General features: G+C 31.7%; 11 protein-coding genes and 1 pseudogene. All 12 read right to left on the bottom strand.

Going from position 1 to position 13622, the window contains the following annotated elements; genetic code table 11:
• Window positions 1–3: 3 nt before the first annotated feature.
• The gene (gene rsxE, locus QMG30_RS06855) at window positions 4–621 is read right to left on the bottom strand and encodes an electron transport complex subunit RsxE (RefSeq protein WP_281813767.1); all 618 of its coding nucleotides are present in this window, start codon (window positions 619–621) and stop codon (window positions 4–6) included.
• The gene (locus tag QMG30_RS06860; RefSeq protein ID WP_281813770.1) at window positions 622–1194 is read right to left on the bottom strand and encodes an RnfABCDGE type electron transport complex subunit G; all 573 of its coding nucleotides are present in this window, start codon (window positions 1192–1194) and stop codon (window positions 622–624) included. It lies immediately after the preceding gene.
• Complete coding sequence (locus QMG30_RS06865) at window positions 1184–2125, bottom strand: RnfABCDGE type electron transport complex subunit D (RefSeq protein ID WP_281813775.1); 942 nt, start codon at window positions 2123–2125, stop codon at window positions 1184–1186. Before QMG30_RS06865 ends, QMG30_RS06860 begins: the two co-directional genes overlap by 11 nt.
• A gap of 34 nt (window positions 2126–2159) precedes the next feature.
• A complete protein-coding gene (rsxC, locus tag QMG30_RS06870; protein WP_281813778.1) occupies window positions 2160–3479 on the bottom strand; it encodes an electron transport complex subunit RsxC in 1320 nt (439 codons plus the stop codon).
• A 349-nt stretch (window positions 3480–3828) separates the two neighbouring features.
• A complete protein-coding gene (locus QMG30_RS06875) occupies window positions 3829–4386 on the bottom strand; it encodes an ATP-binding protein (RefSeq protein WP_281813781.1) in 558 nt (185 codons plus the stop codon).
• Window positions 4387–4416: 30 nt separating this feature from the next.
• Window positions 4417–4758: a DRTGG domain-containing protein gene (locus QMG30_RS06880; RefSeq protein ID WP_281813783.1), complete on the bottom strand. Its 342-nt coding sequence runs from the start codon at window positions 4756–4758 to the stop codon at window positions 4417–4419.
• 104 nt (window positions 4759–4862) lie between these two features.
• Window positions 4863–6206, bottom strand: a complete 1344-nt coding sequence (locus QMG30_RS06885; RefSeq protein WP_281813786.1) for a [Fe-Fe] hydrogenase large subunit C-terminal domain-containing protein — start codon at window positions 6204–6206, stop codon at window positions 4863–4865.
• A 43-nt stretch (window positions 6207–6249) separates the two neighbouring features.
• A complete protein-coding gene (locus QMG30_RS06890; RefSeq protein WP_281813789.1) occupies window positions 6250–6663 on the bottom strand; it encodes an ATP-binding protein in 414 nt (137 codons plus the stop codon).
• Window positions 6647–7015, bottom strand: a complete 369-nt coding sequence (locus tag QMG30_RS06895; protein WP_281813792.1) for a hypothetical protein — start codon at window positions 7013–7015, stop codon at window positions 6647–6649. The genes QMG30_RS06890 and QMG30_RS06895 overlap by 17 nt, the downstream gene beginning before the upstream one ends.
• Before the next feature lie 84 nt (window positions 7016–7099).
• Complete coding sequence (gene hydF, locus QMG30_RS06900; protein ID WP_281813795.1) at window positions 7100–8323, bottom strand: [FeFe] hydrogenase H-cluster maturation GTPase HydF; 1224 nt, start codon at window positions 8321–8323, stop codon at window positions 7100–7102.
• Between the two features lie 69 nt (window positions 8324–8392).
• On the bottom strand, window positions 8393–12700 hold the full coding sequence (locus QMG30_RS06905; protein WP_281813796.1) for a 2-hydroxyacyl-CoA dehydratase: 4308 nt from the start codon (window positions 12698–12700) through the stop codon (window positions 8393–8395).
• A 263-nt stretch (window positions 12701–12963) separates the two neighbouring features.
• A pseudogene (hisIE, locus tag QMG30_RS06910) lies at window positions 12964–13611 on the bottom strand (bifunctional phosphoribosyl-AMP cyclohydrolase/phosphoribosyl-ATP diphosphatase HisIE); the annotation flags it as partial.
• Window positions 13612–13622 lie beyond the last annotated feature (11 nt).

Raw genomic sequence — 13622 nt, forward strand, 5'->3', positions numbered from 1 at the left:
CCTCTACGCTTTCTTAGAATCTTTGTCTTTTATTTTATTAAATATAGCAAACAATAATCCAAGTACTATAAAAGCGCCAGGAGCTAAAATTAATATGGTTATAGGTTCATATCCACTTGGCATAACATAAGTTTCAAGTGATGTACCAGCTAATATAGTTCCTGCTCCAAACAACTCTCTAACAAATCCAATGACTGTTAAAGCACATGTGAAACCAAGACCCATTGATAAACCATCTACCATAGATGGTAATACACCATTTTTTGCTGCAAAAGCTTCTGCTCTAGCAAGAACAATACAGTTAACAACAATAAGAGGTATGAAAAGTCCTAGTGATTCATATAATGAATACACATAACCTTGTAATAACAAATCCACCATCGTAACGAATGAAGCAATTATAACTATAAATGCTGGAATCCTTACTTTTGATGGTATTATATTTCTAAGTAACGATATAACCATATTAGAAAATAGTAATACCACTGTAGTCGCAAGTCCCATACCAATTCCATTAAATGCTGAAGTCGTTACCGCGAGTGTTGGACACATTCCTAATACTTGAACAAAAGTTGGATTCTCATCAATCAATCCATTCTTAAATACTTTACCTAATTTCATCTACTGTGCCCCCTCACTGAAATTATCATTAAAATATTGACTAGCCACATTAACTGCATTAGTTACTGCTCTTGAAGAAATTGTAGCACCACTTAATGCATCAATCTCTGAGTCAGAATCTGCACCATCTTTAACCACAGTTAACTGATCTGTAGGCTTTCCTTTATACTGTTCTTTAAATTTATCACTATCAGCATTAGCACCAAGACCAGGAGTTTCACTATGCTTAATAATATCAATACCTGAAATAGTAGCATCCGAATTAATACCTACTATCAATTCGATTTCTCCACCATATCCTTCTTTTGTAACTAATTTAAAAGCATAACCGTTTATTTCATCATTTTTCTTTGCTGCATAAATTTCTTTTATTACAGGTTGTTTGGATAAATCAGCTTCTACTGGTGTGAATTGGCAATCATTTAAAACACTATTAAGCGCAGCATCTCTAATTTTTATCTGCTGCTCAGCAATAGGTTTTTCGGTTACCGTATGAGTCAAACCTAATAATAAACCTGCACATATTGTAATAGCAAATAATATAAGAGCGTCTTTGACTATCTTATTTTTCATTCTTAGCCACCTCCCCAAATGCTTTAGGGATTGTAAATCTATCAATAAGTGGTACGAAAAGGTTCATTATGATTATTGCAAATGACACTCCCTCTGGATAACTTCCGTATATTCTAATAACAGCAGTTAATATACCACAACCAAGTCCCATAATGATTTGTCCTGTTTTTGTCATTGGAGATGACGAATAATCTGTAGCCATATAAATTGCACCTATCATCAAACCACCACTGAATATCTGATAAGCAGCATAATTAATATCAAAACCTCTTCCACTAATCAATAATGAAAGTACAAAAACTGTACCTATAAAAAATACTGGTACTCTCCAATTAATTATTTTTCTTATTAATAAATAAATACCACCAATCAATAAAGCTATTGCAGACGTTTCACCTATACATCCTCCAATAAAACCGAAGAATGTATCAGCAATACTTGGAAGACTACTTCCGCCTTCTTTTAGAATACCTAATGGTGTAGCTGTAGTTACTCCATCAAGTTCCCATCTTGTCATTAATCCGGCAAATGATACAAGCAAAAATGCTCTTGCACCTAGAGCTGGATTCATGAAATTCTGTCCTAATCCTCCGAATAATTGCTTAACGATAATTATAGCCACAACACTTCCCATAACTGGTATCCACCAAGGAACTGTATGTGGTAGATTAAGTGCTAATAATAACCCTGTAACTACAGCACTATAATCATTAATGCTAATTTTTCTTTTAGTAATAAATTGAAATAATGCTTCTGATCCAATACTTGATATAATACATAGTACAACTATAAGTAAAGCTCTTGGACCAAAATTGTAGATTCCAAATATAGTCGCTGGCATTAAAGCAATAATTACATCCCTCATTATCTTATCTACAGTTTTATCTGATCTAATATGAGGTGAAGACGATACTATATAATGATCTGTCACAACTAAACCCTCCTACTAAAAACATTAATAATTTTTATTTCTTTTTCTTTGCCATAATCGTTCTCTTAGTCGTTCTTATAGAATGAGTTAAATGTCTGTTTGATGGACATATATATGAGCAAGCTCCACATTCTATACAATTCATACCTTTATATTTTACAAATAAATCATCTTCATTGTTGATAGCTAATGTATTAAGCTTATAAGGTAATAAATTCATTGGACATATACTTACGCATTTACCGCATCTTATACAATTGCTCTCTTCATTTTGAATTGCTTCTTTTTTGGTTAAGCATAATATTGATGATGATCCTTTTATAACAGGTACATCTAGAGAAAATAAAGCCAATCCCATCATTGGTCCCCCTGAGATTACTTTTGTAGGTTCTTCTTTAAACCCTCCAGCAGCTTCTATAAGCTCTCTATAACTTGTACCAATTCTAACTTTGAAGTTCTGAGGCTCTTTTATTGCCCCTCCACTTACTGTAACAATTCTCCTCATAAGAGGTCTTCCTCTGAGAACAGCTCTATGAATAGCTACTACAGTATCAATATTTTGAACAATACAGCCTACATCAGCTGGCAATGCTCCTGCTGGAACTTCTCTTTTAGTTATAGAATATATCAATTGCTTTTCTGCACCTTGTGGATATTTTGTTTTCAGAGTTGCAACAGTAATATTACTAATACCTTTAGTTGCTTCTTTCATTGCTTTTATTGCATCTGGTTTATTATCTTCAATACCAATAAATCCTTTTGCATCTGGAAATAGATGTAATATTATCTGTAATCCTTTTACTACCCTGTCCGTTTCTTCCAACATGATTCTATGATCAGATGTCAAATATGGTTCACATTCCGCACCATTGACAATAATATGATCAATCTTTTTTTCTGGAGGTGGTGATAATTTAATGAATGTTGGAAATGTAGCTCCACCCATACCAACTATTCCTGCCTCTTTAATAATATTAATTATTTCTTCCCTAGAAAGATTTTTATAATCCTTTCTAGCTATCATTGTGTCTATTTCCGTATATTCACCATCATTTTCTATAACGATACCTTGTACTTTGGAACCATTAGGGTGAAGTACATCCTTAATAGCCTTTACAGTACCAGACACTGTAGCATGAATTGGTGAAGAAACGAATCCTTGAGGTTCTCCAATTTTTTGTCCTACTAAAACATTGTCACCTTTTTTTACTAAAGGTTTGCATGGTGCTCCTATATGTTGTAACATTGGGAAAACCAAATCACCTTTTGGCATATAAATCTTAATAGGTTTTTTTTCTGTAAAATCTTTTGAATGACTAGGATGAATTCCTCTTTTGAATGTCAATGCTCCCATTAGTATCCCCCTGTCTTTGTTAGTTTTATAGTAATTATTTTTTATAACGCTTAAGATATATTACTAATAAATATTACTAATAAATAAAATTATTAAAATTAGTATTGTAATAGTATCCATTTCCATATTAATAATAATACAATTCCTTCTGTAATACAAGAATTGATAAAAAAAGTACAAAGTGCTCAACTAGCATATTAACGCTAATAAAGCGCTATTGTTTATTGTATACAATATCCCTTATGTATTTAGCTCCCATATTTACTAAAAAAACTTGTAAAATATGCTAAGATTGTTAATTCATTAACATTGCGTACCCATGAATAAAGCTTAAAGATAAAAAATATCTTTAAGCCTTCTCTTCATCGCTCTTGATTTCTTCAATATTTTCTCTCAAAAATTCTACTAGCCATTTAATAACATCTAAATTAGTTAAAGGTACATCTCCTAAAACATCTTTTAATTCTTTTGTTGATATACTAAATGATTCATCATTATAGCAATGTTCATATTCTATATTAACATTATCGTTGGAAGAAAAAAAAGTTGCAATAGTGGATTCTAAATCTCCTAAAGGTGGTCTATCAATATGATTATAATCCATTTTTGCTAAAATATAAGTCCCCTGATTAACAATTGACTTAATATAAAGTTCACCATTACACATGTTACATGTATCATTTAGTAATGGTATACCTAATCCAACTCGTCGCATAGTTCTTGATGTAGTAAAAGGACTACGAATATCTTTTAATATTACCTCTGGAATACCCTCTCCATCGTCTTGAATGCTAAATTCAAAAACATTATCTTTCACTAGTTCTTTTACTATAATAGTAATATTACTAGATTTAGCTCTTACACTATTCTGAGCTATATCAAGTATGTGCATTGATAATTCTTTCATAGGCAAATAGATTCCTTTCATATAAGAAGATTAACAATTACTGATTCCTAATTTTATAAGTTCACTAACAACTTTATATGATGACTCCTCAGTAGATAATATAGGAATATTTTCTTCGTTTGCTTTCTCAATTGCTTCCTTTTCTATTTTAAAACCTTCTGATACAATTATGCAAGCTGCTCCAGTAAGTACAGCTACTGCTACGATATTCACATGACTCTGAATAGTAACCCAAGCATTACCTTCTTTTGCTTTTCCCATTACAACACTTAATAGATCTCCAACAAAACCGTTGGTTATTTCTGCCTGTAGTCCTTTTTCACCTGCCACTAATTCAAGATTTAGTTGTTTTATTAATTCTGCAACTGTCATTATCATGACCCTCTTTTCTAATATCTATATTTAATATTGTAAAATTCTATGAGAACCTTAAACATCATATAATTATACTCATATAACTGACTTATAACTATATATTATATAATTTTAGTTCCACCATTAGTATTTTCCTTACTAATTGATGGAGGCATTTTTTGTGCAAGCGTAACCATTTGTTCTGCCATATCTCTAACTTTCTGTCTTAGCATAAATACACAATCTTCAATATGAGCCTTACCACAGACAATATCTTCCGCTAATGCCCTACATGTTGGAGCTCCACAAGAACCACAATCGATTTTTGGCAGCATATCATAAATCTCTTCTAATTGTTCAAGCTTTTCTATAGCTTTTTCAACATCATCATCCAATTTCATAACTTGTTTGGTTTGAAGTGGTTTAGACCAATAAAGATCTATTTTTTCATCAAACAAAGGGATGTTTCTTTTAATATAATTATCTTTGTTGTTTTCATTGAATTTCTTAATTCTGTCCATTCTATTACTAGAAACAAAGCAATTCTCAACTGTCAAAGGTCCTCCAAGACACCCACCTACACACGCTAAGCATTCTATGAAATTAACATCATCCAACTTCCCGTTTTCAACTTTCTCTAATATCTTAATTACATTTTCAATACCATCTACCGCTATATGATTTTCAATACCTGATGCATATCCTTCACCGCCAGTATGTGCCCAACCAATACCAGTATTACTGCTCATTTGAAGTATTTCTGGTTCTTTTATTGTTTTTATGACAGGTACAAGTTTCAGATAAATCTCTTTTAAAGATATAACTCCATCTACATAGGATTCATCAATAACTTGAGGCTGTTTACTGTTAGTTACCTTCGCTGCACAAGGTGAAATAAAAAATACACCTATGTCTTCTTTTTTAATGCCTTTTCTAACTAAATATTTTTTAGCATATCTAGCCATTGCTTCTTTTGGTGATATTATAGGTAATATGTTAGGTATTAGAGATGGAAATCTTATTTGAATGAGCTTAACAATTGCAGGACATGCAGAAGATATAACAGGCTTAGGGATTTTCCCTTTAGCCAATATTTTTTTACTTTCTTCTGTTATAATCTCTGCTGCTCTAGCAACTTCAAAAACTTCATCGAATCCCAGCCTTTTTAAAGCTGTTAAGATAATATTTGGGTCAACTACATTTCTAAATTGTGTGTATAGTGTTGGGGCAGGGATAGCTACCTTGAATTTATAGTCATTAATACTATCTAATGGCTCCGTTACAGCTTTTTTTGCATGGTTTCTACAGATTCTAATACACATACCACAATCGATACATCTTTCATCCATAATATGAGCTTTACCATTTCTAACTCTTATGGCCTCTGTAGGACAACGCTTTATACAGTCTGTACAACCAATACATTTATCAATATCCAATCTTACAGAATGAAATATTTCCTCCATACTTAGCCTCCTAACCCAATTATATATAATAATAAATACCTTCTCATTTTATATTAAAAATCAATTCTAATTTTGTCCCTTCTCCAACCTTAGTTTCAATCTTCATTCCATCACTATGTCTTTTTATGTTAGGCAACCCCATACCAGCACCAAATCCCATTTCCCTAGCTTTACTGGATGCTGTTGAATAGCCAACTTGCATAGCCAAATCAAGATCTTCTATTCCTGGACCTTCATCTTTAATAAGAATTTCTATGTTTTCTGGGGTTATTTCAACATCGATAACTCCTCCATCAGCATGAATGACCATATTTATTTCTGCTTCATACATACAGATAGATACTTTTCTAATAACATTAGGAGATATACCAAGTTGTTTTAGAGTTTTCTTTAGTTTACTTGAAGCTACTCCTGCTGAAATAAACTCACCACCCTCAACATCATAGTGAATCTTCATCGTGAGCTATCTCCTCCCCTTCTAAACCATTTTTATATAGTAGTCCACATGCTGTAAATAAAGTATGTTTAGTTGTCAATAATATAATATTTTTCAACTTAGCCATACGAATCAACTCGCTACTAGGTTTTTTACCTCTAACAAATGCTATTGCATTAATATCCAACATCTCAGCAGTTCTTATCACTTGAGGATGAACAAGTCCTGAAAGTAGTATAATGTCATGTCTTACAAAAGCTAATACGTCACTCATTAAATCGCAACCATACCCATAGTCTATATTGATATCCAACATATCTTCACCAGCTAGTATTTCTGCGTCTAATATCTCTTTTATTTCACTTACGAGCACTTTATTGCACCCCCATTAATTTTTTTTAACTTATATATATTATATCAAATTATTATGTATCCTACAAATAGTGTACATTTATATTCATAGTCTTTCATTCGCTAAAGGAAAGGGCTCAGTTACCCTTTTTAATATACCCTTAACATAAGCTATTATAACTCCATAATTAACTATAGGAATATTATTATCAGATGCCACTTTTATTCTATGCTGCATTTCTCGTCTGTTTAGCATACACCCTCCGCAATGAACTATCAGAGAATAATCAGCTAGATTACTAGGATATTTGAACCCACTGGAGAATTCAAATTTAATATTTTTACCTGTATATTCTTTTATCCATTTTGGGATTTTAACTGTACCTATATCATCTGATTGTCTATGGTGAGTACAACCTTCTGCAATTAATACTTTATCACCATCTTTTAATGTTTCTAATTTCTTAGCTCCTTCTATAAGCTTTATCAAATCACCCTTATATCTTGCAAATAATATAGAGAAGGATGTTAACATTATATCCTCAGGCGTATCTTCAGAAACTTTTTGAAACACTTGTGAATCAGTTATAACAATCTTAGGTTTTTTTCCTATGTTCTTAAGCGTATCTTTTAAAGTATATTCTTTCGTTACAATAGAAATAGCATCATTATCCAATATGTCTCTTATTACCTGCTGCTGAGGTAATATCAATCTTCCCTTTGGTGCAGCACTATCAATAGGAACTACTAATACTACAAAGTCACCTGGCTCGATGATATCCCCAACCAACTTATGTTTACTATCTTCATCAGGTAATTTTTTGATTATTTCATTCTTAACTTCTTCAATTCCCTCTTTTTTGATTGCAGAAACCGGAATAAGTTTTAGCGATAAATCTTTCTCCATCTTCGACAATTCTTCTGTAGCTAATGGAGCTGTATCTATTTTATTAATAATACCTACTATGGGAATATTTTTTCCCTTGATGTTCTTTAAAATTCCTTTTTCAAAATTAGTGATACCTGTTTCAGCATCCACTATTAATATGGCTAAATCTGTTTTATTAAGAACTTCTAGTGTTTTTTTCTTTCTTAGTTCTCCTAATTCTCCCTCATCATCTAGCCCAGCTGTATCAACAATTACAACTGGACCTATTGGTAGTATTTCCATAGCTTTATATACTGGATCTGTAGTAGTTCCCTTTACAGATGATACTAAGGCAATATCTTGATTGGTTATAGCATTGATAATACTGGATTTGCCTGCATTTCTCTTGCCGAATAGAGCTATATGAACCCTATCACCTCTTGGTGTCTTGTTTAAACTCATCGCTTGCCTCCCTTTTATTTATGAACCATCTTCTTGAGAATTCTAATTATCATGGAATATCAAGTTGATTTATAGAGCAAGTAATTCTTTATCTTCTTTCTTCTTATCATCATTATCATTTTGTTGGTATCGTTTTGAAGCTGTAACTTGTTTTTCTTCTAAATTACTCTTAGCAACTGATAGCATTAATTTTATTCTATTCAATTGATTCACTTCACTAGCTCCTGGATCATAATCTATAGCTACAATATTAGCCATTTTATATTTTTTCCTAATAGGTTTAATCATTGATTTTCCAACTACATGATTAGGTAAACATGCAAAAGGTTGAACACAAACTATGTTCTCAACACCTTCTTTTACTAATTCTACCATTTCACCTGTCAAGAACCAACCTTCTCCTGTCTGATTACCAAGAGATATAAGTTCTTGTGCATATTTGGCTTTTTCATCAATTGCAGAAGGAGCTCTAAAACGCTTACTGTTTTCTAAGGCATTTTTAGCAGTTTTTCTATATTTCTCTATTAACTTGATTGCTATTTTGCTATAAGTCCAGGCTTTTTTTGTTCCATTTAATTTTTCATATTTGAATTTATTATTATATGCACAATACAAAAAGAAATCTATTAAATCAGGTACACTAGCTTCGGCACCTTCCTTTTCCAATGTTTTTACTAGATTATTGTTTCCTATAGGATGATATTTGATAAGTATCTCTCCTACAACTCCGACTTTTGGTTTTAATATATCCCTAATTTCTAATTCATCAAATTCTTTTACTATGCCTTTCATATTTCTCTTGAATTCATTTATTTTTCCGTTCTCAACATTTATGAGTCCTTTTTTCTTCCATTTCTCATATAATTTATTCGCTGAACCTTTAACCTTTTCATAAGGTCTTGTTGCATATAACACTCTCATTAATACATCACCATATATAGTAGCTATAAGTGCTCTGTGTACTAATGGTAATGTAAACTTAAACCCTGGGTTAGTTTCAAGTCCTAAGGTATTAATAGACACAACTGGAACATTATGAATATTCAAGTCATCCAAAGCTTTTCTTATGAACCCTATATAATTGGATGCTCTACATCCACCGCCAGTTTGAGTAATAAATATAGAAGTATTATTCAGATCATATTTTCCTGATTTAATAGCTTTAATAATCTGACCTACAACAAGTATAGACGGATAACACGCATCATTATTAACATGTTTCAATCCTTCCTCTACTGCACCCGGATCTACATTAGGAAGAATCACAACATTATATCCCATTTTTTTAAGTCCGACTTCAAAAAAATCAAAATGCATCGGTGACATTTGGGGTGCTAATATTGTATGATTTTTCTTGTTATCTTTTGTAAATACAGCTCTATTATGATTAATTTCTTTCTTAACTGGTTTTATACCGCATTTATCTCTTTCATCAAGAGCTGCTTTTAGGGAACGCATCCTTATTCTGATTGCTCCTAGGTTATTACCTTCATCTATTTTAATCAAAGTGTATATTTTACCGTATTCACTTAATATATCGTGAACTTGATCTGCTGTAACAGCATCAACACCACAACCAAAAGAAGTTAGTTGTACAAGTTCAAGATTTTTCTTCTGACCAACATACTCAGCTGCTGCATATAATCTTGAATGATAAGCCCATTGGTCTAACACTCTAAGAGGTCTTCTAACATTACCAAGGTGTGCAATAGAGTCTTCAGTTAATATGGCCATGCCTAAATCTGTTATTATATTCGTTAGTCCATGATTGATTTCTGGATCTATATGGTAAGGTCTTCCAGCTAAAACAATCCCTCTTTTGCCGGTTTCATCTAAATACTTAATGACTTCTTCGCCTTTTTTTCTGATATCATTCTTAGTTTTATTCTTTTCTTCCCAAGCAAGATGAGCCGCCTCGTAAACTTCTTCTTTGCTTATACCAACCGTTTCTAGCTCTTGGGCTAATCTCTCTGCTAAACGTTGTTCTTCATCCATTGCTAAAAATGGATTCAAGAATTTTATATTATAATTATCTATATCCTCAACATTATGTTTTATTGTTTCTGGATATGATGTAACAATAGGACAGTTAAAATGATTATCCGCTCCTTCTATCTCTTTTTCTTCAAATGGTATACAAGGATAGAATATTGTTTTTATACCTTTTTTGATAAGATTCATTATATGACCATGTACAATCTTAGCTGGATAACACGCTGATTCTGAAGGTATGGTTTCTATGCCTTCTTCATATAATTTCTTATTTGACCTTGGTGATAAAACTACTCTATAACCTAATCTTGTGAAAAATGTAAACCAATATGGATAGTTTTCATATAGATTAAGTACACGTGGAATACCTATCGTACCTCTTGTAGCTTTATCTTCACTAAGTGGTTTATAATTAAATAATCTCTTATATTTATAATCGTATAAATTAGGAATATCTTTATTTTTCTTTTCCCCACCTGCACCTCTTTCACATCTATTACCAGATATGTATTCTCTTCCACCAGGAAATTTATTTATTGTAAGTAAGCAATGATTATTACATAGAGGGCATCTCTTCATATCTGTCTCAAATGTAAATGAATCTATCTGTTCAGCTGGTAACAAAGTACTTTCTTTTCCATTATCTCTTTCCTTAGCTATTATAGCGGCACCATAAGCACCCATTATTCCAGCAATATTAGGTCTTATGACTTCTCTTTCTGATATAATTTCAAAAGCTCTAAGTACTGAATCATTATAGAAAGTACCACCCTGAACAATTATCTTTTTACCCATTTCTTTTGGATCTCTGATTTTTATTACTTTCTGCAAAGCATTTTTAATTACTGAATAAGATAATCCAGCAGATATATCATTAATGGTTGCGCCCTCTTTTTGGGCTTGTTTTACTCTTGAATTCATAAAAACCGTACATCTGGAACCTAAATCAACAGGACTTTTTGATTCAAGTGCCGCTTTTGCAAATGTTTCAATGTCCATGTTTAACGATTTTGCAAATGTTTCCAAGAATGAACCGCATCCGGAAGAACATGCTTCATTCAATAAAATATCATCTATTACTCCATTTTTAATACGTAGACATTTCATATCTTGTCCACCGATATCCAATATAAAATCTACACCAGGTAGAAATGTATCTGCAGCTTTATAATGAGCGATAGTCTCTATTTCACCAATATCGACTTTCAATGCCTCTTTTATCAAAGATTCTCCATAACCTGTAACAGTTGAATTAGCTATTACAACTTTTGAAGGTAAAATAGAGTAGATTGTTTTTAAAATTTCTACACTTTGTTTTAGTGGTTTTCCTTGATTACTTCCGTAATAGGAATATAATAATCTTTCATCTTCATCTATTAAAGCAACCTTTGTAGTAGTCGAACCTGCATCTATACCAAGATAGCATTTACCTTCATATGTTGATAATTCTTTTCTTTCAACTACATCTTTACTATGTCTTTGCATAAATTCATCTAATTCTTTATCACTACTAAATAATGACTGTAATCTCGCTACTTCATTACTTCCAATATCTTTTAGATTTTCCATTCTATTCAATATTGATTTAAATGATACGGACTCTTGCTTTTTTGATTCTATCGCAGCACCTAATGCAACAAATAGCTGGGAATGAGGTGGTATTATAGCTTGCCTACTTGTTAAATTAAGTGTTTCAATAAACCTTTGTCTAAGTTCTGATAAAAAGTAAAGTGGACCACCTAGAAATGCGATATTTCCTCTTATTGGTTTACCACAAGCCAATCCGCTAATTGTTTGGTTAACTACTGCTTGAAAAACTGATGCAGCTATATCTTCTTTTGCAGCACCTTCATTAAGTAAAGGCTGAATATCTGTTTTTGCAAAAACACCACATCTTGCAGCAATGGGATATATTACCTTATGTTTTTTAGCAAGTTCGTTAAGACCCATTGCATCTGTTTCTAATAATGAACTCATCTGATCAATGAATGCTCCTGTTCCACCAGCACAGGTTCCATTCATCCTTTGTTCTATTGTATCACCTTCAAAATATGTTATCTTAGCATCTTCACCGCCTAATTCTATAGCAACATCGGTCTCAGGTATTTTTAATTTAATCGCTTTTGTACAAGCAACTACTTCCTGAATAAAGGGTATATCTATCCAATTAGATACAGCTAATCCTCCTGAACCTGTAACCATTATAGTAATATCAGAATCATTAAAATGTGAATATGCTCTTTTGATTAACTTACCTACAGTTAATCTTATATCAGAAAAATGCCTTTTATATTTACTGTATAAAATTTCTCCTTGTTCATTTAAAACTATTATTTTTACCGTAGTTGAACCTACGTCCAATCCAACATTCAATATGTCATTCATATTTTCGCAAAAATGCTTCGCCTCCTACTTGTTGTTCATAACAATTATGATTAGTATTATATTATACCATTTTATCATAACAATCAACTTTTATTTAATTAACTTTAATAAAATGAAATAGAAATTTATTAATAGAAGCGAATAATTCTCATTATTATTAAGGAAATTTATTTTTGAAGATTACCTTATAAAAGACTTCAAAAAAATAGAAAGTAGAACTTTTCTATTTAATAAAAGAAAGTGTGCATTATAGCACACTAATATTATCTTCTACTATCTAATTCCTTACAGATATCTTCCCAAGAAGTATCTTTTTCTACCATCAAAACTGATAAATGATATATCAAATCAGATATTTCATATATTACTTCTTCATTTCCTTCATTCTTAGCGCCTATAATTACTTCTGCTGTCTCTTCTCCGACTTTTTTAAGTATCTTATCGATTCCTTTATCAAATAAATAATTAGTGTAAGAACCTTCTTTTGGATTATCTCTTCGATTTAATATTACATTATAGACATCTTCAAATATATTGAACACATTTTCTTTCTTTTTCTGCAATTCATTATTTTCTATTATATCTTTACTTTCTAGATCGATATCTTTATAAAAACATGTGTAGTTTCCAGTATGGCATGCTACTCCATTTTGTTTTACTTTTATTAATAAAGTATCATTATCACAATCAAGAGCCATACTTACAAGTTCCTGATAATGACCTGAAGTTTCACCCTTGAGCCATAGACATTGTCTGCTTCTACTAAAATAGTGCACCTTCTTAGTCTCCAAAGTCTTATTAAAGGCCTCTTTGTTCATATAAGCCACCATCAACACTTCGTTGCTTGAATAGTCTTGAGTAACAACTGGTAATAATCCATCTGAATTTAATTTTAATTTACTAAAATCCATTTCTTTCATTC

This window comes from Vallitalea longa (assembly GCF_027923465.1).
GTDB classification, from domain to species: domain Bacteria; phylum Bacillota; class Clostridia; order Lachnospirales; family Vallitaleaceae; genus Vallitalea; species Vallitalea longa.

Coding starts and splice junctions, on each gene's coding strand:
- hydF (WP_281813795.1), bottom strand. CDS start 8,323: ATGAGTTTAAACAAGACACCAAGAGGTGATAGGGTTCATATAGCTCTA.
- QMG30_RS06880 (WP_281813783.1), bottom strand. CDS start 4,758: ATGACAGTTGCAGAATTAATAAAACAACTAAATCTTGAATTAGTGGCA.
- QMG30_RS06875 (WP_281813781.1), bottom strand. CDS start 4,386: ATGAAAGAATTATCAATGCACATACTTGATATAGCTCAGAATAGTGTA.
- QMG30_RS06890 (WP_281813789.1), bottom strand. CDS start 6,663: ATGAAGATTCACTATGATGTTGAGGGTGGTGAGTTTATTTCAGCAGGA.
- QMG30_RS06885 (WP_281813786.1), bottom strand. CDS start 6,206: ATGGAGGAAATATTTCATTCTGTAAGATTGGATATTGATAAATGTATT.
- rsxC (WP_281813778.1), bottom strand. CDS start 3,479: ATGGGAGCATTGACATTCAAAAGAGGAATTCATCCTAGTCATTCAAAA.
- rsxE (WP_281813767.1), bottom strand. CDS start 621: ATGAAATTAGGTAAAGTATTTAAGAATGGATTGATTGATGAGAATCCA.
- QMG30_RS06905 (WP_281813796.1), bottom strand. CDS start 12,700: ATGAATGACATATTGAATGTTGGATTGGACGTAGGTTCAACTACGGTA.
- QMG30_RS06860 (WP_281813770.1), bottom strand. CDS start 1,194: ATGAAAAATAAGATAGTCAAAGACGCTCTTATATTATTTGCTATTACA.